This window comes from Luteimonas aestuarii, assembly GCF_004357985.1.
GTDB classification, from domain to species: domain Bacteria; phylum Pseudomonadota; class Gammaproteobacteria; order Xanthomonadales; family Xanthomonadaceae; genus Luteimonas; species Luteimonas aestuarii.
Window position 1 is genome coordinate 14,811 of record NZ_SMTF01000023.1, and the last position, 20,329, is coordinate 35,139.

Here is a 20,329-nt window from a genome sequence, read left to right on the forward strand (position 1 = left end):
TCAGGAGGCGGGGGCGGCCCGGGTGCAGTAGGCGCGGATGGCGGCGTTCGCCAGTTCGGTCTGGCTGGCGCGCTCGGCATCGCTCAGGGCGCGTCCGGCACTGCCATCGGCCGCGGCCTCATGTACCGGGCCGCTGCCCTGCAGCGCTCGCAGGTTCTCGCGGGCTGCCGTGCATTGCGCGTTTTCCTGCGTGGCCGGAGCTTCGCCCACCGCCTGCGGCTGGGTGGTGCCACTGTGGGTGATGGCGCGCTGCTGGTACTGGCCGCGCGGCGGCGGCGTCTGCGAGTAATGGGTGACGCCATTGGCATCTTTCCACTGGTAGACCTCCTGCGCGGACACGACTGCGGACAGTCCGAAGGCGGCGAGGCTGGCGATCGCGATGACCTTGGAACGGTGCATGCAGGGCTCCGGCAGTTCGGGGGAAGCGCCGATTGCAGCACCGTGGCGGCAGGGGTGCAAGCTTGGCGGCCCTCGCACGGGGCGAAGCGTGACCGGCGCGACGTTCCATGCGGCGTGGCGGCGGAGGTTCTACACTCTTGGCATGAACGACGACCTCCCGGCGCGACCGCGCGGACGCGGCATCTACCTGCTGCCCAACCTGTTCACCACGGCCGGGCTGTTCGCCGGCTTCTTCGCCATCATCGCCGCGTCGCAGGGGCGGTTCGGGGCGGCCTGCATCGCGATCTTCGTCGCCGGCATCCTCGACGGCATCGATGGACGGGTGGCGCGGCTGACCAACACCCAGAGCGAATTCGGCGTGCAGTACGACTCGCTGGCCGATCTGGTCAGCTTTGGCATGGCGCCGGCGCTGGTGATGTACCACTGGGCGCTGCTGTCGATGCGGCTGGACGGACCCACCCTGGGCAAGATCGGCTGGCTGGCCGCGTTCCTGTATGCCGCTTGCGCGGCGCTGCGGTTGGCGCGCTTCAACAGCCAGGTGGGCACGGTGGACAAGCGCTGGTTCATCGGCCTGGCCAGCCCGGCGGCGGCGGGGCTGATGGCCAGCTTCGTCTGGACCTGCCACGAGTTCGGCTGGACCGGCGAGGAGCTGCGGTTCGCGGCCTTGGCGGTCACCGTGGTGGCCGGCCTGCTGATGGTCAGCCGGCTGCGGTACAACAGCTTCAAGGGCAGCGGCACCGGGCCGAAGGCCGACCGGGTGCCCTTCGTTGCGCTGCTGATCGCGGTGGCGGCGTTGATCGCGCTGTGGATCAATCCGCCCGTGACCCTGCTCGCGGTCTCGACCGCGTATGCGCTGTCCGGTCCGGTGCTGTGGTTCTGGCGGCGTCGCGACGGGGCTGGGGCGACGGCATGAGCTGGGACGCGTTCCAGCGCGAGGTGCTGGCCGAACTGGGGCACGTGGCCTGGCGGGTCGCGGGTGACGAGGCCGTCGAGGCGCCGCGCGATGCGCTGTCGCTGGCGGTGCTGCGTGCGGCTGCGCGGACGGCGGACTCAGCCGATGCCGCGCGCCTGTGCCGCGAGCATGGCGTGCCCGTGCGCCTGCGCGAGCCCGCCGCCAAGCGCGCGCTGTGGCCGCGACTGCGGGCCCTGCGCCGCGCGATGCAGTGAGCGCGATCGATCCCGTCGAGGCGCGCGTGCAGGCACCGGTGCTGCGCCCGATGCGCGTGGTCGATCTCGACGTGGTGATGGCCATCGAGCGTCGTGCCTATCCGTTCCCCTGGACCGAAGGCATCTTCCGCGACTGCCTGCAGGCCGGTTATCCCGCCCGGGTGATGTGCGACGGCGATGGCATGATCGGTTATGGCGTGGCCAGCATCGCCGCGAACGAGGCGCACGTACTGAACCTCTGCGTCGACCCGGACCTGCAGGGCCGTGGCCACGGTCGCCGTCTGCTGCATGCCCTGGTGCGCATCGCGCGCGGGCACGGTGCGGAACGCATCTTCCTCGAAGTGCGGCCATCGAACCCGCATGCCATCGCCCTGTACCACGACGAAGGGTTCAACGAGATCGGCCGCCGCCCGCGCTACTACCCCGCGCGCGACGGGCGCGAGGACGCCATCGTGATGGCGATGGAGCTGCTGCCGGACGACATCGAGCGAATGCCGGCGCTGTAGCGGGCAGCTCCCGGCGATCAGAACCCCGGGTCGCGCCAGGCGATTTCGCCACCGATCACCGTCAGCAGGCTGGTGGTCCCCGGCAGTGCCTGCAGCGGCACCGCCGCCTCGTCCAGCACGTCCTGCGACAGCACCGCGAAATCGGCGAGGTAGCCCGGCGCCAGCTTGCCCTTCTCGTGTTCGGTGAATTCGGCGTACGCGCTGCCACCGGTATAGGCACGCAAGGCCTGTTCGCGCGTCAACGCCTGGTCGGGGCGGGTGGCCGGGGCGATGGCGAACATCAGGTTGAGCCACGGGTTGGGCGGGCCATCGCTGCCGAAGGCCAGGGGCAGGCCGGCATCCACCAGGTCGGAAAGCGGCGAGAACTCCCGCTCGCGTGCCAGCGACATCCACGGATGTCCATCCGGCACGGCGAAGTGGGATGGATTCTGGACCACCACGATGCCGAACGAGGTCGCGCGTGCCAGCAGGTCGGGTGCAAGGCCATCGCCATGTTCGAAGCGCAACCGGCGTCCATGCCACTGCGCCGGTGGCGCGATCGCTTCCATTGCGTCCATGATCGTGATCGCGGCGACATCCCCGCCGACGTGCAGCAGGACGTGGTCGTCGCGCGCGAGGATCTCGCGCAGCAGCGCTTCGATCTGTGCCTGGTCGAAGTTGAGGCGTCCGGTCGCGCCGGTGTCGGGGTACGGCTCGCGCAAAGGCGCGGCCTGGTCCACCGGCGTGCCGTCGATGATCCATTTGGTGCCCGATACGGTGGTCCGCGGCATGTCGGCAGGGTGCTTCGGCAGGGCATCGGTGACGACCGGCTCGTCGTGCGTGGCGGGTGCCGGGAAGCGGATCAGGCGCAGCCTCGAGGGGACGGCGGCATCGTTCCAGAGGCCGAGGAAACGTGCCGGCGGCATCCACGGCATCACCTGCAGGCTCGTGGTGCCCCACTTCAGCGTGGCCTGCGAATAGCGCTGGATCGACTGCAGTTCCCGGGCGTCGGGTTGGGGCGGCGACTGCGCGAGGCTGCGCCAGTGCGCGTACTCGTAGACGCGGCCATCGAAGGTGCCATCCGCCTTGGTTCCATACCAGCCGCCGGGGACCTCGACGGCGGGGTCGAGGCCAAGCGCGCGCTGGGCGACGGTATTGAGCAGCAGTCCATGGCCGGTGAACATCTGCAATTGCACCGGACGCGACGGATGCAAGGCATCCAGGCGTGCCTGGTCCCAGCCCGCGTCGGTCCAGATGGCGCTGCCGATATCACCGGTGATCCAACCCTCGCCGTCAACCGGCTGCGCCTTCAGCGCGGCTTCGAGCTGCTCGCTGGTGGACTCGGGGAACGGCAACTCGAGTCGCGTGGATGGTGGCGCGGTGCCGAGGTGGACATGCGCATCGTTGATGCCGGGGACCACCCGGCGCCCACCGAGGTCGATGGGTTGCACGCCGGCGGGGACTGCCGCGCGCACGGCGGCCTCGTCGCCTACCGCGACGATGCGACCGTCGCGCACGGCCATGGCGCTGGCGTCCGGGCGGCTTTCGTCACCGGTCCAGATGCGGCCGTTCACCAGCAGCAGGTCGGACGCCTGCAAGGGCAGGGCGAGCAGCAGGGATCCGAGCAGCAGGGCAAGGCGCATGGCGGTTCTCCGGGGGATGTGCCCGGGAGAACGCGGAAACCGGCTGGCGACTGACAGCCGGCTGCGGCTGGCCTCAGCCGAGGCGGGTTCGCTGGCCCGTCAGTGCGTCCAGCTGCGCGGTCCAGTCGGCCAGGCGCTGGCGCTCCTGTTCGACCACGGCCGCGGGCACCTTGTCGCTGAACTTCGCCAGCTTGGCGCCGCTCTTGTCCTTCTCCGCGGACACGCGCGCGATTTCCTTGTCCAGGCGGGTGCGCTCGGCATCGAGGTCCACCAGGCCTTCCAGCGGCACGAACAGCTTCAGTTCGCCGACCAGGCCCGCGGCCGCCGGAGGCGGCTCGCCCTCGATCGGCTCGACGCGTTCAAGCCGATTGAGGAACTTCAGCTGCGCGTCGAAACGCGCCAGGCGCGCGCCGTCGTGTTCGCTGCCGGCCTGCACCAGCAGTGGCACCTGCCTCGATGGCGACACGCCCAGTTCGCTGCGGATGCGGCGCAGCGCGGTGACCATCTGCTTGAGCCATTCGATGTCGGCTTCGGCGCGTGCGAAGTCGTCGCCCGCGAAATCGGCCGCCTGTGGATAGCGCTGCAGCGAGACGGTGTTGCCGTCGATGCCCAGGCGCGGTGCGACCTGGCGCCACAGCTCCTCGGTGACGAACGGGATCAGCGGATGCAGCAGGCGCAGCAGCGCCTCCAGTACCGCCAGCAGGGTGCGGCGCGTGCTGTCGGCGGCGGCCGGATCGGTGCCGTTGAGCGCGGGCTTGGCGAGTTCGACGAACCAGTCGCAGAACTCGTTCCACGCGAATTCGTACAGCGACTGGGCCAGCAGGTCGAAGCGGTAGGCGGCGAAATGGGCTTCGGCTTCGGCGGCGACCTTGGCGAGGCGGGAGAGGATCCACTTCTCGGCGTCGGTGGCGGGCGATGCCGGGCTGCCCCCATCCGCCCTTCGGGCGCCTTCCCCCGCTTGCGGGGGAAGGGTAAGGCCCTCGGTGTTCATCAACACGAAGCGCGTCGCGTTCCACAGCTTGTTGCAGAAGTTCTTGTAGCCCTCGGCGCGGCCGAGGTCGAACTTGATGTCGCGTCCCGGTCCCGCAAGGGCGGCCATGGTGAAGCGCAGCGGATCGGCGCCGTGGGCGATGATGCCGTCGGGGAACTCCTTGCGCGTGGCCTTCTCGATCTTCGGCGCGTCCTTGGGCTTCATCAGGCCGGTGGTGCGCTTGGCGACCAGCGCGTCGGCGCTGATGCCGTCGATGATGTCCAGCGGGTCGAGGATGTTGCCCTTCGACTTCGACATCTTCTGCCCGTCCTTGTCGCGCACCAAGCCGGTGATGTAGACGTCGTCGAACGCGACCTTGCCGGTCAGCGCGTCGGTCATCATCACCATGCGCGCGACCCAGAAGAAGATGATGTCGAAGCCGGTCACCAGCACGCTGGTCGGCAGGAACCCGTCGAAGCCGCGTTCGCGCATGGCGTCGGCATCCGGCCAGCCCAGCGTGCTGAACGGCCACAGCGCCGACGAGAACCATGTCTCCAGCACGTCGCTGTCCTGGCGTAGGGCGGGTCTTGACCCGCCATGCCTTTCCGTCGCCTGCGCGTAGGCATCCTCTTCATTACGTGCCACGTACACGTTGCCCGCATCGTCGAACCACGCCGGGATGCGATGTCCCCACCAGAGCTGGCGGCTGATCGTCCAGTCCTGGATGTTCTCCATCCAGTGGCGATAGGTGTTGATCCAGTTCGGCGGCACGAAGCGGATGCTGCCGTTTTCGAAGAGCGCCATGCCGCGGCGGCCCATCTCGTCCATCGCGACGAACCACTGGTCGGTCAGGTAGGGCTCGATGACCTGGCCGCTGCGGTCGCCGCGCGGGACCTGCAGCTTGTGCGCCTTCTCTTCGACCAGCAGGGCGAGCGCATCCAGATCGGCCAGCACCGCCTTGCGTGCGTCGTAGCGATCGAGGCCGCGGTATTTCTGCGGCGCGTTGTCGTTGACCGTCGCGATGTCGGTGAACAGATTGATCATCGGCAGGCCGTGGCGCTGGCCCACCGCATAGTCATTGAAGTCATGCGCAGGCGTGACCTTGACCACGCCGGTGCCGAAGTCGCGATCGACGTAGTCGTCGGCGATGATCGGGACCAGGCGATCGGTCAGCGGCAACTGGACCGCCTTGCCGACAAGCGACGCGTAGCGCGCATCGTCAGGATGCACCATCACCGCGGTATCGCCGAGCATGGTTTCCGGACGCGTGGTGGCCACGACCAGATAGTCGCGCATCTCGCGCAGCGTCTCGTGGCCGTCGGCGTCGCATTCGACGTGTTCGTAGCTGGCGCCGTCGGCCAGCGGGTAGCGGATCGACCACAGGAAGCCGTCTTCCTCCTCGCTCACCACTTCGAGGTCGGACACGGCGGTCTGCAGCACCGGGTCCCAGTTGACCAGGCGCTTGCCGCGATAGATCAGCCCCTTCTCGTGCAGGCGCACGAAGGCCTCGATCACCGCCGCCGAAGGCATCGCATCCATCGTGAACACGCTGCGCGTCCAGTCGCCCGAGGTGCCGAGGCGGCGCATCTGGCGCTCGATGGTGTCGCCGGACTGCTGCTTCCACTCCCAGACCTTTTCGATGAACCCTTCGCGACCCAGCGAATCGCGGGTCTCGCCCTTGCCGGCCAGCGCCAGGTTGCGCGACACCACCATCTCGGTGGCGATGCCGGCGTGGTCGGTGCCCATCTGCCACAGCGTGCGATAGCCACGCATGCGGTGGTAGCGCACCAGCGCGTCCTGCAGCGTGTGCTGGAACGCGTGGCCCATGTGCAGGGTGCCGGTGACGTTCGGCGGCGGCAGCAGGATGGTGTAGGCAGGGCCGTCGCCGCGGGGCGCGAACACGCCGGCGGCTTCCCACTCGGCGTAAAGGCGGGATTCGAAGGTGCCGGGATCGTAGGAAGGAGCGAGTGGGTTGGTCATTGCGGTCAGCGGCTGGTTCGGCCCCCTCCCCCGCGCGCGGGGGAGGGTTGGGGTGGGGGCATCGGCCGGTGCGCCCCCATCCGCCCTTCGGGCGCCTTCCCCCGCAGGCGGGGGAAGGGAAAGCACATGTGCGCAGGCAGCGCGATTACATATCGTATTTGTTGAGCTCGAGACCGAGCGCCTTGTAGTGCTTCCAGCGCTCGCGCAGCGGTTCCCGCGCGGAGGCGTCGGCGGGCACCACTTCCAGCACGCGTTCAAAGCCGCCGTCCACCGGTGCGTCGCGCAGGTTGACCACCAGCGGCCGCATCGGTGCGTCGGTGTGCGGCTCGGCGATCAGCACCGGCGTCAGTTCGTCCTCGTCGTCGCGGCCGGCGATCTGGTGCGGGATGTAGGCGTCATCGCCCATGTCCCACAGCAGGTCGTCGAGCGCCTCGGCCTGCACGGTGTCGCGCGCCAGCACCAGCGTCCACAGGTTCGCCTCGTAGGCCTTGCGCACCAGCTCGCAGACCAGCCGCAGCGGCTCCTCGCGGAAGCGCGGCTTGGCGATCAGGTAGAAGTCGGCTCTGGGCATGTCGAGACGGGCGGGATGGCGTGCAGTTCCGCTGGCGACACTGCGCGCCGACCGCGGGCTGCGGGTGTCCCGCTCAGCCGGCCCGATCCATCAACCACTGGCTCAGCAGGCCCACCGGGCGTCCTGTGGCCAGGCCCATCTTGCCGTCGCCGCTGGCGCTGCCGGCGATGTCCAGGTGTGCCCAGCGCTGGCCTTCGGTGAAGCGCGACAGGAAGCAGCCCGCGGTGATGGCGCCGGCCCAGCGGCCGCCGATGTTGTAGACGTCGGCGAACTGCGAATCCAGCATGCCCTGGTACTCGTCCCACAGCGGCAGGCGCCAGGCGCGGTCGAACACCTGCTCGCCGGCCTCCAGCAACTCGCCGGCCAGGTCGTCGTGCTTGGTCATCAGGCCCGAGGCCTGGCGGCCCAGGGCGACCATGCAGGCGCCGGTGAGCGTGGCCACGTCGACGATGGCCTGCGGCTGGAAGCGCTCGCTGTAGGTCAGCGCGTCGCACAGGATCAGGCGGCCTTCGGCGTCGGTGTTGCCGACCTCGATGGTCTTGCCGGACATGCTGGTGATCACGTCGGACGGGCGATAGGCGTTGCCGTCGATGGCGTTCTCGACCGCCGGCACCACCACCACCAGGTTGATCGGCAGGTCCAGGCCCACCGCGGAGACGAAGGTGCCCATCACCGACGCGGCGCCGCACATGTCGTACTTCATGTCCTCCACGCCGCCCTGCGTCTTCAGGTTGACGCCGCCGGTGTCGAAGGTGATGCCCTTGCCGACCAGCACGTAGGGCTTGGCATCGCCGCCGTTGTTCCACTTCAGCACCACCAGGCGCGGGCGGTTCGAGGATGCTCGCGCGACGGCCAGCAGCGAGCCCATGCCCAGCGCTTCCATCTGCGTTTCGTCGAGGATCTCGGCCTCGGCCTTGTCGAATTTCGCCGCGAACGTGGTGGCCTGTTCGGCAAGATAGGCCGGGTTGCAGATGTTGGCCGGCAGGTGGCCCAGTTCGCGCGCGAACTTGACGCCTGCTGCGATCGCCTTGCCCTGCGCCAGCGCCGCGCCATCGCTGCCGGCGATCGCCAGCGCGGCCAAACCCGTGTCCTCGCGCTTCTTGTTCTTCGCCCCGAGGGTGGCGACGTAGCGATAGGCGGCGTGGTCGGCGGCGATCACGGCCTGGCGGATGTTCCAGGCGGTGTCGCGGCCCTTGACCTCGAGTTCGGTCAGGGTGAACAGCGCGTTCGTCACCGGTCCGCTCTTCAGCGTGCGCACGGCGTCGGCCACGGCCTTCAGGTACTGCGGCACCCCGAATTTGTCGGCATCGCCCAACCCCACCACCAGCACGCGCGGCGCGGCCACGCCGGACAGGTCGTGCAGCAGGCTGGTCCTGCCGGTCTTGCCCGACAGGTCGCCGCGGGCGGCCAGTGCGGCCAGGCGGCCATCGCTGGCCTTGTCCAGCGCCTGTGCCGTGGGCGTGAGCGACTGGTCGGCGAACACGCCAACCACGAGGCAGTCGGCCTGTGCGGCGGTGGCGGGATCGCGGTTCAGGGTGAATTCGAGGCTCATCAATCAGATTCCGTGGGATTCCGTGGGCGGATACGTACAATTCGTGTCCAGCATCGCGGCCCGGTCCGGGCATTCGCTGCAAGGGCGCCGTCGCGGCGCCCGCTGGTCGAATCCCCAAGTCTAAAGCAACCCCCCACCTGATGCCGAAGCTCGACAGCTACCTCTTCCGCGAATTCGCCCAGGCCACGTTCGCGGCCCTGGTGGTGCTGATGGTGGTCAGCCTGGGCGGCGTGTTCGCGGACGTGCTGAGCGATATCGCCCGTGGCCGCGTGCCTGCGGGCCTGATGCTGTCGCAGCTGGGCCTGCAGTTGCTGCGGTACCTGCCGCTGATCCTGCCGTTGGGGCTGATGCTGGGCCTGCTGCTGTCGGTGGGCCGGCTGTACCGCGACAGCGAGATGCCGGTGCTGATCGCCAGCGGCGTCGGCCCGAAGCGATTGCTGCGGCCGGTGCTGATGCTGGTGGTGCCGGTGGTGGCATTCATCGCTGCGTGCTCGCTGTGGCTGGGGCCGTGGGCGCAAGACTATTCGCAGCGGCTGATCCAGGCCGGGCAGCGCACCCTGCTGGTCAGCGGGCTGGAGGCCGGCCGCTTCACCGAGCTGCCCGGCGGGGGTGGGGTGGTGTATGCCAACGCAATGTCGAACGATGGCACGCAGCTCGGCCGCATCTTCATCTACCGCGGCGAAGAAGGGCGCATGGACATCACAACGGCGCTGACCGGCTCGCTCAACGTCGAAGGCACCGATCGCTTCCTGACCCTCGACGATGGCTTCCGCGTGGAAGGCCCGGCCGATGGCGGCAAGGATTTCCGGCTCATGCGCTATGTCCGCAACGACGTGCGCCTGCCCGATGCCGACCAGGTCACGGACGAGGACGATCCCGAGCGCCTGTCGACGCTGGCCCTGTTCGGCGACCCGCGTCCGGAGGCCAAGGCGCAGCTGCATTTCCGCTTCGCGCCGCCACTGCTGGCGCTGGCGTTCGCGCTGCTGGCGGTGCCGCTGGCGCGCAGTCCGCCGCGGCAGGCGCGCTACGGGCGCATCACCTTCGGCTTCGTGGCCTATGTGTTCGGCATGGTGCTGATGCTCAGCGGTACCGACTCGCTGGCCGACGGCAAGATCCCCGCCGCGCTGGGGCTGTGGTGGCTGGTGCTGCCGCTGCTGGCCTTCGGCGCGTGGATGTATTTCAGCGACGGGCGCATGAAGCGTCCGGCGAAGGCCTGAGGCGGGAACGATGGCGCCCTTCCCGAAAATCCATGACCTGTACACCGCGCGCGTGGTGCTGGGCACCGTGCTGTTGACCTGGACCGTGCTGGTGGGCCTGGACGTGGTGATGGCGCTGGTGGACGAGATCGGCAACGTCGGCCAGGGCAACTACAGCCTCGGCGGCGCACTGACCTACATCGCCCACAGCGTGCCGAGGCGTGCATACATGACCTTTCCATATGCGGCGGTTGTTGGTGCACTCATGGCGCTGGGCCAGCTGGCATCGAGTTCGGAACTCACGGCACTGCGCGCACTTGGCTTGTCGCGGAAGCGGTTGAGCTTGTCGGTCGCCGCGCCGCTGCTGGTGCTGACGGGCCTGATGGTCGTCAACGGCGAGACGCTGGCGCCCTGGGCGCAGCGCAGCGCCGACGTGATGCGCTCCGCTGCGCGTTCCAGCGACATGATCGTGGGCCAGTATTCCGGCCTGTGGGCGCGCGAGGGCGACACCTTCCTCAATGCGCAGACCGGCCGCGAGCATACCGATGGCGATGGCGATGGCGCCTGGCTGGAGCTCAACGACGTGCGCCTGTTCGAGTTCGGTGCCGATGGCCGCCTGCAGTCGATTGCACATGCCGGCGTTGCCGAGCACCGCGCCAGCGGCTGGCTGTTGCGCAACGTCAAGCGCACGTATTTCGAGGATCGGGCAGTCACCCAGACCGAGGTCGACGAGGAGCGTTGGGAATCGAACCTCGATGCCGCGGCGCTGGCGGCGAACGCCAGCAATATCTGGCGCCCCCGCTACATGTCGGCAGCAGACCTGAAGGATGGTATCGACTACCGCCAGCGCAACCAGCTCGATGCCAGCGAGTTCGAGGAGCACTACTGGGGCCGCTGGTTCTATCCACTGAACGTGCTGGCACTGTGCCTGGCGGCGATCCCGTTCGCGTTCGGCAGCCTGCGCGGCGGCGGCGTGGGCCGGCGGCTGTTCCTCGGCGTGGTGTTTGCGCTGGGCTTCTACTTGATCCAGACCCAGGTGGTGAAGATGGCCGCGGTGTTCAAGTTCGACTATCGCCTGGCGTACCTGATCCCGCCGATGATCATGCTTGCCGTTTCCTGGATCCTCTTCCACAAACGGAGTGGGTAAGCAGGTGGCGCTTGCGAGGCATTGCCTCGCGCCACCTGCGAACGCCCGGCGTGCTTCGCCGGGCCGGATGAGCATGAGGGGCAAGCGCTTGCGAGGCATTGCCTCGCGCCACCTGCGAACGCCCGGCGTGCTTCGCCGGGCCGGATGAGCATGAGGGGCAAGCGCTTGCGAGGCATTGCCTCGCGCCACCTGCGAACGCCCGCCCATGGATGGTCGGGCCGGGGTACCCGAAGCCGTTGTAGCGTCGCCATGGCTGGCGCGATGCCTTGCGCCAGTAAATCCAACGCGCTGCACTGCAGCGCAGGCGCCGGAAACGCCGCACGTGCTTCGTGCAGCCAAGCCAGACGCCACCTGCCGCAGCGATGATCGACAAGCCCGCCGCCGCGTGCGGGAGCCAGTGAATGGCCAGCGTCCATGGCGCGTCGCCGCCGTCGCCGCACGTGCGCACAGCGCATGATCAATCGTCGGCAACCCGATCTCCGCCCGCATCCGCTGCGCGCAGCCCGCGCTTCGGCATCCTCAGCGTGCGCGTGCCGCTATACCGGTCATGCCAGGTCAGCCGGTCGCGATCGAACCATGCCCACCAGAATCCCGCGCCGGCCGCGACGAGTGAGAGGCAGCCGATCCCGTAGCGCATCCAGAGCGTGCGCCAGGCGGGCGTTTCACCCACGACATCCGTCACCCGCAAGCGCCAGGGCCGCATGCCCAGCGTCTGTCCACCGCGCCGCCAGCTGAGCGTTGCGTACAGCCCGGTCGCGCCCCAGCATGCCAACCACTGCATCCACCACAGCACGCTGTACGGCGCGATGTTATGGCGCACGTCGCCATGCAGCGCGGCGTCCAGCAGGATGAAGGGCACGGCCACCAGGAACCACAGCGCGATCACCGGCAGCAGGTCGTAGAGCAACGAAAGCATCCGCCAGCCGACGAGTGCGCGCGGTCGCGAATCGACCGTATGGCCCGTGCCGACCATATCGTCAGCCATCGGCCCTGCCCGGATGGGTGGCTTTAGGGGCTGGTATCCTGCAGGGCATCGAATCGGTCATGCGTGGCGCGGAGGTGGCGTGATGAAGCAAGTATTGCACCTGATGCTCGCGGCGACGATGGCAGTGGGCATGCCGAGCGGCCGCGCAGGCAACGTGCCCGCAGCGGACGCAGCGCTCGGTGAGGGCGAGTGGCGTTTCAGCGACGCGCCGGTCTGGCAGGACGAATTCGACTACGAAGGCCAGCCCGATCCCGCGAAGTGGGGATATGACCTTGGGGGCACAGGCTGGGGCAACAACGAACTCCAGTACTACACCGATCGCGCGCACAACGTACACGTCGCCGAGGGCATGCTGACCATCGTCGCCCGCCGAGAGGATCATGAAGGCAATGCCTACACCTCCGCGCGACTGGTCTCGAAGCACAAGGGTGACTTCCTCTACGGCCGTTTCGAGGTCCGTGCCAAGCTGCCGACCGGGTTGGGCACCTGGCCTGCGATCTGGATGCTGCCCACCGACCAGGCATACGGTGGCTGGCCCCATTCGGGCGAGATCGACATCATGGAACACGTGGGTTACGACCCCGGCGTGGTCCACGCCAGCGTGCACACCGGGGCCTACCACCACAGCATCGGCACGCAGAAGACAGCGACGAAGCGGGTCCAGGGCGTGGGTGAAGATTTCCACGTCTATCGCGTCGACTGGACGCCGCGCGACATCCGCGCCTTCATCGACGGCGAGGAGGTCTTCGTCTTCGCCAACGAGGGCACGGGTCCCGCGGCCTGGCCGTTCGACCAGCGCTTCCATTTGCTGCTCAACATCGCCGTGGGCGGCGACTGGGGCGGACAGAAGGGCGTGGACGAAACGGCATTCCCTGCCTCGATGGTGGTGGACTGGGTGCGGGTGCATGCCCTGGAGAACCCCTGAGCCCACGCCGGTGACGGGATCGCGATGAGCCCGCGCACTCCCGCCGAGCGTCGCGAGCAGGCGATGCGCCTGCCGCCGCTGCGCGAGACGGACACGACCGAGATCGAACGCTTCCTGGACGCCTTGTGGGCGGAGCAGGGGCTGGCGCGTGCCTCGCTGGACAGCTATCGCCGCGACCTGCAGGGGCTGGCGCGCTGGCGCGACCGCGAAGGCGGGTTGGCGGGTGCGCAGCGCAGCGACCTGTTCGATTACCTCAAGTGGCGCAGCCAGTCCGGCTACTCGCCGCGCAGCAATGCACGCCTGCTGTCGACCTTGCGCACCTTCTACGCCGCCTGCGTGCGCCGTGGGCAACGCGACGATGATCCCTCCGCGCTGCTGGAGCCTCCGCGTCCGGTGCGCGCCTTGCCGAAGGCGTTGGGTGAGGGGCAGGTGGATGCCTTGTTGGGCGCGCCTGACGTGCAGACGCCCGTCGGGCTGCGCGACCGCGCGATGCTGGAACTGATGTACGCCTGCGGCCTGCGCGTCAGTGAGCTGGTCAACCTGCCGGCGACGGCCGTCAACCTGCGCCAGGGCGTGCTGCGGGTGATGGGCAAGGGCAGCAAGGAACGACTGGTGCCACTGGGCGAAGAGGCGCAGCACTGGCTGGAGCGCTACCTGGCCGAAGCCAGGCCGGTCCTGGCCGGCAAGCGATCCCTGTCTGATCTGTTCGTCAACCCGTCCGGCACCGCGCCGACACGGCAGCAGTTCTGGTCGGCGATCAAGCGCCATGCAGCCGCGGCCGGCATCGACCCGGCCCGCATCAGCCCGCACGGCCTGCGCCACAGTTTCGCCACCCACCTGCTGAACCACGGTGCCGACCTGCGTGCGCTGCAGATGCTGTTGGGCCACAGCTCGTTGTCCACCACGCAGATCTACACCCACGTGGCACGCGAAAAGCTCAAGCAGCTCCACGCAAAACACCACCCGAGGGGGTGAGGAGACCCTGCTTGCGCGGCACTGCCGCGCAGGGTCTCCGAACGCCCCGCGTGCTTCGCGGGGCCGGATGAGGAGACCCTGCTTGCGCGGCACTGCCGCGCAGGGTCTTTGAACGCCCCGCGTGCTTCGCGGGGCCGGATGAGGCAAGCCTGCTTGCGCGGCACTGCCGCGCAGGGTCTCCGAACGCCCCGCGTGCTTCGCGGGGCCGGATGAGCAGACAAGACACGCGTTTGCGAGGCACTGCCTCGTGGGCTCGCCGAGCGCCCGGCCACGGATGGCCGAGCCGGGGTTTCCGAAGCGGTTGAAGCATCGCCATGGATGGCGTGACGCCATGTGCCAGGGAACGCAACGCGCGGCATGCAGCACAAGGATCGCGAATACCCAGCCAAAACGGGTTCTTCCCCGAGCGAGGGGCAGGCGCGGACGCAGGGTGCCGCAGGTCCGGCGCCACCGAAAGTCGCGGCCCGGGGTGTTTTCATCCACCGGCCAGACAGCCGCCCCGTGCGACAATCCCCGCTTTCCGCAGTTGCATTCGCCCCATGAAGCCACTTTTCATCGCCTTGTTCAGCGCCTTCAGCCTGACCGCCTGCGCGCAACAGACCGACGCCGAGGCTGCGCAGGACCCGGCCAATGCCGCGTCGGCCGCCGCGCCTGCCGTGGCGCAGATCGAGACGACGCCGGGCACGCCCGAGGACCGCGCGCGCCAGGCCATCCTGTCGATCAACCCCAACCTGGCCATCGAACTGATCGATGAAGCGCCGATCCCGGGGTTCCGCGAAGTGGTGGTCTCGGGCCAGGCGATCTACGTCAGCGACGACGGCAAGTACCTGCTGCAGGGCAACCTGTTCGATGTCCAGCAGAAGCGTGACCTCAGCCAGGCGGGCCTGTCGAAGGTGCGTCGCGGCCTGGTGGAGCAGGTCCCCGCGAGCGAGCGCATCGTGTTCGCGCCGGCCAATCCCAAGCACACCGTGACCGTATTCACCGACGTGGAGTGCGGCTACTGCCGCCGCCTGCACGAGGAAATCGCCGACTACAACAAGCGCGGCATCGCCATCGAGTACCTTGCCTTCCCGCGCATGGGGCTGGATAGCGACGATGCCCGGCTGATGGTCTCGGTCTGGTGTTCGGCCGACCGCCGCAAGGCCCTCACCGACGCGAAGGCCGGCCGCAACGTGCCCCCGCGCGAATGCGACAACCCGGTTGCCACGCACTACCAGCTCGGCCAGCGCATTGGCCTGACCGGCACGCCGCTGATCCTGGCGCAGGACGGCACCCAGATGCCGGGCTACATGCCGCCGGATGCGCTGCTGACGATGCTCGACGACCTGGCCGCGCGGGCTGCGGCCGCCGAGTAGGACGTCGCGGCCGGGCGAACCCGCGGGGCGATACAATGACGCCCCCACCGCACCCACGGTTCCCCCGGACATGATCGTGCTCGAGGGCCTGCCGGCCCTGTCGCCGTTCCGCCGCGAGCGGCTTGAAGCCCGCCTGCAGACCCTCTCGCCGTCGATCCGGGTCGTGTCTGCCCGGCATGTCTACTGGGTTGAACCCGAGGACGGCGTGCGGCCGGACGAAGACGTGCTGTGTCGCGTGCTGCAGGCGCAACCCGATCCTGCTCCGGCCGACACCGGCACCACCACACGTTTCGTCGCCCCGCGACTGGGCACCATCTCGCCCTGGGCCAGCAAGGCCACCGAACTGCTGCGCGGCGCCGGCCAGCCGGTACGGCGCGTCGAGCGCGGCATGCGGATCGACCTCGCGGGTTGGCCGGACGACGCGGACGCCCGGGCCGCGCTTGCGAAGCAACTGCACGACCCGATGACGCAATCGCTGCTGGCCTCGCACGATGCCGCAGGCGGACTGTTCGCGACGCCGACGCGCGGAGAGGTGGAACGCATCGGGTTGGCGGACCTGGAGGCGGCCAATACGCGGCTGGGGCTCGCGCTGGCCGGGGACGAGATCGACTACCTGCGCCAGCGTTACGCCGAACTGGGTCGCGACCCGTCGGACGTCGAACTGATGATGTTCGCGCAGGCCAACTCCGAGCACTGTCGGCACAAGATCTTCAACGCCTCGTGGACCATCGATGGCGAGGCGCAGCCGCAATCGCTGTTCCGCATGATCAAGCACACCCATGCGCAGACGCCACAGCACACGCTCTCGGCGTACAGCGACAACGCGGCCGTGGTGGAAGGGTATGCCGCGCGCCGCTTCCGTCCGGACCCGTCCACGCACGAGTACCGCGCCGAGCCGGTGCGGGACAGCGCGTTCTGCATCAAGGTCGAAACCCACAACCATCCCACCGCGATCTCGCCGTTCGCGGGCGCCAGCACGGGCGCCGGTGGCGAGATCCGCGACGAGGGCGCCACCGGGCGCGGCGGCAAGCCGAAGGCTGGCCTGGTCGGCTTCAGCGTGTCGCACCTGCGCATTCCGACGCTGCCGCAGCCGTGGGAACGGCCCCGCGCGCTGAACCCGCGCATGGCACCGGCGCTGGAGATCATGCTCGACGGCCCGCTGGGCGCGGCCGCGTTCAACAACGAGTTCGGCCGCCCGAACCTGCTCGGGTACTTCCGCAGCTTCGAACTGCAGCATGACGGCGAGCCGCCGCGCGCCTACGACAAGCCGATCATGCTGGCCGGCGGGCTCGGCGCGATGGACCGGCCGATGGTGGACAAGCGCAAGCTCCGGCCCGGCGACGCGGTGATCGTGCTGGGCGGGCCGGCGATGCTGATCGGCCTCGGCGGTGGCGCGGCGAGTTCCGTCGCCTCCGGCGAAAGCGCCGAAGACCTCGATTTCGCCTCGGTGCAGCGCGACAACCCGGAAATGGAACGCCGTTGCCAGGAAGTGATCGACCGCTGCGTTGCGCTCGGCGAGCGCAACCCGATCCAGTCGATCCACGACGTGGGCGCGGGCGGCCTGTCGAACGCCATCCCGGAACTGCTGCACGATTCCGGCGTGGGCGGCGTGATCGACCTGGGCAAGGTGCCCAGCGACGATCCCTCGCTGTCGCCGATGCAGCTGTGGTGCAACGAATCGCAGGAACGCTACGTGCTCGGCATCCCGGTCGATCGCGTGGACGAATTCACCGCGCTGTGCGAGCGCGAGCGCTGCCCGTTCGCGGTGGTGGGCCATGCAACGGCGCTGGAACACCTGGTCGCTGGCTATGGCGCGACTGTCGACGACGTGCCCGACACGGCGCCGATCCATCTGCCCATGGACGTGCTGTTCGGCAAGGCGCCGAAGATGCATCGCGATACACAGCGCCCGGCGCCCGTGCGCTGGCGCGGCCTGAACACGCAGGTGGTCGACCTGCGCGAGGCGGGCCTGCGTGTGCTGTCGCACCCCACGGTCGCGGCCAAGGGTTTCCTGGTGACCATCGGCGACCGCACTGTCGGTGGGCTGACCGCACGCGACCAGATGGTCGGCCCGTGGCAGCTGCCGGTGGCCGATTGTGCGATCACCTTCAGCGGTTTCGAGGGCGATGCCGGCGAGGCGATGGCGATTGGTGAGCGTACGCCGCTGGCGCTGATCGACTCCGCCGCGGCCGCGCGCATGGCGGTGGGAGAGGCCATCACCAACCTGTGCGCCGCGCCGGTGGATGCGCTGGAGCGCATCAAGCTGTCTGCGAACTGGATGGCCGCGGCCGGCCACGAAGGCGAGGACGCGAAACTGTTCGATGCAGTGCAGGCCGTGGGCATGGAACTGTGCCCGCAGCTCGACCTGTCGATCCCGGTCGGCAAGGATTCGCTGTCGATGCAGGCGCAGTGGCGCGCCGATGGCGAGATGCACAAGAGTGTGTCGCCGGTGTCGCTGGTGGTCACCGCGTTCGCGCCGGTGGCCGACGTGCGCCTGCAGTTGACGCCCTTGCTGTCGACGGCACCCGACACCGAGCTGTGGCTGATCGGCCTGGGCGCGGGCAAGCAGCGCCTGGGCGGCTCGATCCTGGCGCAATGCTTCGATGCCTTCGGTGGCGCCTGCCCGGACCTCGACGAGCCGGATCGGTTGCGTGCTTTCTTCGAGTTGATCCGCGATGCGCGCGAGGCCGGCGTCTTGCTCGCCTACCACGATCGCTCCGACGGCGGCACGTTCGCCGCGCTGTGCGAGATGGCGTTCTGTTCGCATCGTGGCCTCGACATCGACCTCGATGGCTGGGGCGAGGACCGCGCCGACGATGCCTTCCGCACCCTGTTCGCGGAGGAGCTGGGCGCCGTGGTGCAGATCCACGGGGAGGATCGTGCCGAGTTCGCCGACCTCATCGCCCGCCACGGCCTGGTGGAGTGTGCGCAACGCATCGCGCGACCTGCGGCCGGGGACACCATCCGCGTACTGCAGGAGGGCGAGCCCATCGCCGAATGGCGCTGGCAGGAACTGTTCGATGCGTGGTGGTCGGTCAGCCATGCCATGCAACGGCTGCGCGACAATCCGGAGTGCGCGGATGAAGAGCGTGCGTCGGCGCGTGCGTTCGATGCGCCGGGCCTGGGGCCACGGTTGACGTTCGATCCTGCCGAAGACATCGCGGCACCGTACGTTTCCACCGGCAAGCGGCCGCGCGTCGCGATCCTGCGCGAGCAGGGCGTCAACGGCCAGGTCGAGATGGCGGCCGGCTTCGACCAGGCAGGGTTCACTGCGATCGACGTGCACATGGACGACCTGGTGTCCGGACGCGTTGCGCTGGATGGGTTTTCCGGCCTCGTGGCCTGCGGTGGCTTCAGCTACGGCGACGTATTGGGCGCCGGACGCGGCTGGGCAACGTCGATCCTCGAGCGCAATGCGTTGCGCGATGCCTTCGCTGCGTTCTTCGCCCGCGGCGACACCTTCTCGCTGGGTGTCTGCAATGGCTGCCAGATGATGTCGCAGCTGAAGGACGTCATCCCCGGTGCCTCGCACTGGCCCCGGTTCCTGCGCAACCGCAGCGAACAGTTCGAAGCGCGACTGGGCCTGCTGGAGGTGTCCGGGTCACCGTCGCTGTTCTTCAGCGGCATGGCTGGTTCGCGCATCCCCGTTGCCATTGCCCATGGCGAGGGCCGGGCTGCGTTCGATGCAGAGGGTGACGCCGCCGCCGCACGCGTGGCCCTGCGCTATGTCGATGGCGCAGGCGCGCATGCAACCGGGTATCCGGCCAATCCCAACGGCTCGACCGACGCCATCGCGGGTCTTTGCAGCGAAGACGGCCGTGCCACCATCCTGATGCCGCATCCCGAGCGCACGCTGCGCAGCGCGAACTTCAGCTGGGCACCTGCAGATTGGTGCGAGGCGTCTCCCTGGCTGCGGATGTTTCGCAACGTGCGCGTCTGGATGGGGTAGGCGTCGGCATGCGGTTCGGGGGCCAGGGTGGGCGACGGCATCGCTGCTGGCCTCAAGGCAACCTCCGGTCGGGGAATGCCCGCCTGTGCAATCGACTCGAAGCGTCCACGTGCGTCAAGCGCGATCAAGGGTGTGCCCACAAGTCTGCAGCGATCCGATGCCTGCGTGATCACGTGATCGAACGCCTGGATCATCGCGGTCAGCGTGAACACCCGACCAGGCCCGGGCGACACACCCATTCGGACGGGTATCTGCAGATTCCTTTTGATTCAGTTCTTTGCAGCGATCTTCGAAATGGCTTCAGGAACATGAAGCGATAAATCCCCGGTCGCCTCCTGAATGTGGCAGGCCCGTTCATTACATCCTCTCCTGTTGCACAGACCCTTGACCAATCCCTCGTGGCCCGCGAGTATCGGGTCACAGTTTACGGTTCCGGGGGGGTTCAGTTGTCTGCACTGAGTGATTGCAAGACGCGCGAGACCGCGCCCGACCTGCCACACCCCTCCGCACCAATCCACACCTGATCTTCGCGCCCGTTCGCATCGCCTCTGGCGACGTGCGACGGGGGCGTTTTCGCTTTTTTCTCGCCAATACAATCCATAGGGACTGCCGGAATGAATCGCATCTATCGCAAGGTCTGGAACAAATCGCTGAACCAGGTTGTCGTGGCTTCCGAGTTGGCAACCGGCGACAGCGCTGGAAGCGAGGTCGACATCCGTCCAGTTGGCGGCCGTCGCCTTGTGTTGCCCGCGATGCTGGCGCTTGTGCTGGGTACGGTGCCTCCACTGGCGCTCGCGCAATCGGTGGAGGTGGGCGGCAACTACGACTGCACCATCGATACGGGCGCTGCAGAGATTGCAGGAGGGTGCGTGTTCGATGGCTCGGCGACGGCGTCTGGCGAGGATGCAGTTGCCGTTGGCGCGTTTGCCGAAGCGAGCGGCGATTTTTCCACGGCGGTGGGTGCGGAGAGCGTGGCCAGCGGTGATGCGTCCGCGGCGTTCGGTGCCGGCGCGATCGCGGGCAACGATTT

General features: G+C 68.5%; 16 protein-coding genes. 10 read left to right on the forward strand and 6 right to left on the reverse strand.

The annotated features are described in order from the left end of the window. Positions 1–399: a DUF4124 domain-containing protein gene (locus E2F46_RS16800; protein ID WP_133323739.1), complete on the reverse strand. Its 399-nt coding sequence runs from the start codon at positions 397–399 to the stop codon at positions 1–3. A 142-nt stretch (positions 400–541) separates the two neighbouring features. Here E2F46_RS16800 and pssA point away from each other — a divergent pair, with 142 nt between their 5' ends. The 3 genes from pssA to rimI are packed head-to-tail and all read left to right on the forward strand — an operon-like array spanning position 542 to position 2,072. Beyond that, on the forward strand, positions 542–1,312 hold the full coding sequence (gene pssA, locus E2F46_RS16805; RefSeq protein WP_133323740.1) for a CDP-diacylglycerol--serine O-phosphatidyltransferase: 771 nt from the start codon (positions 542–544) through the stop codon (positions 1,310–1,312). Next, positions 1,309–1,566 carry a hypothetical protein gene (locus tag E2F46_RS16810; RefSeq protein ID WP_133323741.1) on the forward strand — a complete coding sequence of 86 codons (258 nt, stop codon included), beginning with the start codon at positions 1,309–1,311 and terminating at the stop codon, positions 1,564–1,566. Before pssA ends, E2F46_RS16810 begins: the two co-directional genes overlap by 4 nt. A 50-nt stretch (positions 1,567–1,616) precedes the next feature. Further along, positions 1,617–2,072 carry a ribosomal protein S18-alanine N-acetyltransferase gene (gene rimI, locus E2F46_RS16815; RefSeq protein WP_133323753.1) on the forward strand — a complete coding sequence of 152 codons (456 nt, stop codon included), beginning with the start codon at positions 1,617–1,619 and terminating at the stop codon, positions 2,070–2,072. 17 nt (positions 2,073–2,089) lie between these two features. On the opposite strand, the gene E2F46_RS16820 is transcribed toward rimI, so the two are convergent. From E2F46_RS16820 to E2F46_RS16835, 4 genes are all read right to left on the reverse strand, one after another. Further along, positions 2,090–3,694 carry an amidohydrolase gene (locus E2F46_RS16820; protein ID WP_133323742.1) on the reverse strand — a complete coding sequence of 535 codons (1,605 nt, stop codon included), beginning with the start codon at positions 3,692–3,694 and terminating at the stop codon, positions 2,090–2,092. Positions 3,695–3,767: 73 nt separating this feature from the next. Further along, positions 3,768–6,644, reverse strand: coding sequence for a valine--tRNA ligase (locus E2F46_RS16825; RefSeq protein WP_133323743.1), 2,877 nt, complete (start codon positions 6,642–6,644; stop codon positions 3,768–3,770). Positions 6,645–6,789: 145 nt separating this feature from the next. Continuing rightward, complete coding sequence (locus tag E2F46_RS16830; protein WP_133323744.1) at positions 6,790–7,215, reverse strand: DNA polymerase III subunit chi; 426 nt, start codon at positions 7,213–7,215, stop codon at positions 6,790–6,792. A gap of 73 nt (positions 7,216–7,288) precedes the next feature. Next, a complete protein-coding gene (locus E2F46_RS16835) occupies positions 7,289–8,767 on the reverse strand; it encodes a leucyl aminopeptidase (RefSeq protein WP_133323745.1) in 1,479 nt (492 codons plus the stop codon). A gap of 140 nt (positions 8,768–8,907) precedes the next feature. Here E2F46_RS16835 and lptF point away from each other — a divergent pair, with 140 nt between their 5' ends. Beyond that, the gene (gene lptF / locus E2F46_RS16840) at positions 8,908–9,984 is read left to right on the forward strand and encodes an LPS export ABC transporter permease LptF (protein WP_133323746.1); all 1,077 of its coding nucleotides are present in this window, start codon (positions 8,908–8,910) and stop codon (positions 9,982–9,984) included. Positions 9,985–9,994: 10 nt separating this feature from the next. After that, complete coding sequence (gene lptG, locus E2F46_RS16845) at positions 9,995–11,110, forward strand: LPS export ABC transporter permease LptG (RefSeq protein WP_133323747.1); 1,116 nt, start codon at positions 9,995–9,997, stop codon at positions 11,108–11,110. 457 nt (positions 11,111–11,567) lie between these two features. Here lptG and E2F46_RS16850 read toward each other — a convergent pair whose 3' ends face one another. Next, complete coding sequence (locus E2F46_RS16850) at positions 11,568–12,095, reverse strand: RDD family protein (protein ID WP_243720498.1); 528 nt, start codon at positions 12,093–12,095, stop codon at positions 11,568–11,570. Between the two features lie 82 nt (positions 12,096–12,177). On the opposite strand from E2F46_RS16850, the gene E2F46_RS16855 reads away from it, so the two are divergent. The 5 genes from E2F46_RS16855 to E2F46_RS16875 form a co-directional block, all read left to right on the forward strand. Beyond that, positions 12,178–13,020 (forward strand): glycoside hydrolase family 16 protein, encoded by an 843-nt coding sequence (locus E2F46_RS16855; protein ID WP_133323748.1) that lies wholly within the window; start codon positions 12,178–12,180, stop codon positions 13,018–13,020. Between the two features lie 24 nt (positions 13,021–13,044). Beyond that, entirely contained in the window at positions 13,045–13,995 is a 951-nt protein-coding gene (gene xerD, locus E2F46_RS16860; RefSeq protein ID WP_133323749.1) for a site-specific tyrosine recombinase XerD, read from the forward strand. Positions 13,996–14,534: 539 nt separating this feature from the next. After that, the gene (locus E2F46_RS16865) at positions 14,535–15,350 is read left to right on the forward strand and encodes a thioredoxin fold domain-containing protein (protein ID WP_133323750.1); all 816 of its coding nucleotides are present in this window, start codon (positions 14,535–14,537) and stop codon (positions 15,348–15,350) included. A 70-nt stretch (positions 15,351–15,420) separates the two neighbouring features. Then, complete coding sequence (gene purL, locus E2F46_RS16870) at positions 15,421–19,299, forward strand: phosphoribosylformylglycinamidine synthase (RefSeq protein WP_133323751.1); 3,879 nt, start codon at positions 15,421–15,423, stop codon at positions 19,297–19,299. Between the two features lie 614 nt (positions 19,300–19,913). After that, positions 19,914–20,329: ESPR-type extended signal peptide-containing protein (locus E2F46_RS16875; RefSeq protein ID WP_133323752.1), on the forward strand; the 416-nt coding region annotated here is incomplete at its 3' end.

Excerpts from the sequence above, each read along its gene's own strand:
- E2F46_RS16800 (WP_133323739.1), bottom strand. The coding sequence starts at position 399 with ATGCACCGTTCCAAGGTCATCGCGATCGCCAGCCTCGCCGCCTTCGGA.
- pssA (WP_133323740.1), top strand. The coding sequence starts at position 542 with ATGAACGACGACCTCCCGGCGCGACCGCGCGGACGCGGCATCTACCTG.
- E2F46_RS16810 (WP_133323741.1), top strand. The coding sequence starts at position 1,309 with ATGAGCTGGGACGCGTTCCAGCGCGAGGTGCTGGCCGAACTGGGGCAC.
- rimI (WP_133323753.1), top strand. The coding sequence starts at position 1,617 with ATGCGCGTGGTCGATCTCGACGTGGTGATGGCCATCGAGCGTCGTGCC.
- E2F46_RS16820 (WP_133323742.1), bottom strand. The coding sequence starts at position 3,694 with ATGCGCCTTGCCCTGCTGCTCGGATCCCTGCTGCTCGCCCTGCCCTTG.
- E2F46_RS16825 (WP_133323743.1), bottom strand. The coding sequence starts at position 6,644 with ATGACCAACCCACTCGCTCCTTCCTACGATCCCGGCACCTTCGAATCC.
- E2F46_RS16830 (WP_133323744.1), bottom strand. The coding sequence starts at position 7,215 with ATGCCCAGAGCCGACTTCTACCTGATCGCCAAGCCGCGCTTCCGCGAG.
- E2F46_RS16835 (WP_133323745.1), bottom strand. The coding sequence starts at position 8,767 with ATGAGCCTCGAATTCACCCTGAACCGCGATCCCGCCACCGCCGCACAG.
- lptF (WP_133323746.1), top strand. The coding sequence starts at position 8,908 with ATGCCGAAGCTCGACAGCTACCTCTTCCGCGAATTCGCCCAGGCCACG.
- lptG (WP_133323747.1), top strand. The coding sequence starts at position 9,995 with ATGGCGCCCTTCCCGAAAATCCATGACCTGTACACCGCGCGCGTGGTG.
- E2F46_RS16850 (WP_243720498.1), bottom strand. The coding sequence starts at position 12,095 with ATGGCTGACGATATGGTCGGCACGGGCCATACGGTCGATTCGCGACCG.
- E2F46_RS16855 (WP_133323748.1), top strand. The coding sequence starts at position 12,178 with ATGAAGCAAGTATTGCACCTGATGCTCGCGGCGACGATGGCAGTGGGC.
- xerD (WP_133323749.1), top strand. The coding sequence starts at position 13,045 with ATGAGCCCGCGCACTCCCGCCGAGCGTCGCGAGCAGGCGATGCGCCTG.
- E2F46_RS16865 (WP_133323750.1), top strand. The coding sequence starts at position 14,535 with ATGAAGCCACTTTTCATCGCCTTGTTCAGCGCCTTCAGCCTGACCGCC.
- purL (WP_133323751.1), top strand. The coding sequence starts at position 15,421 with ATGATCGTGCTCGAGGGCCTGCCGGCCCTGTCGCCGTTCCGCCGCGAG.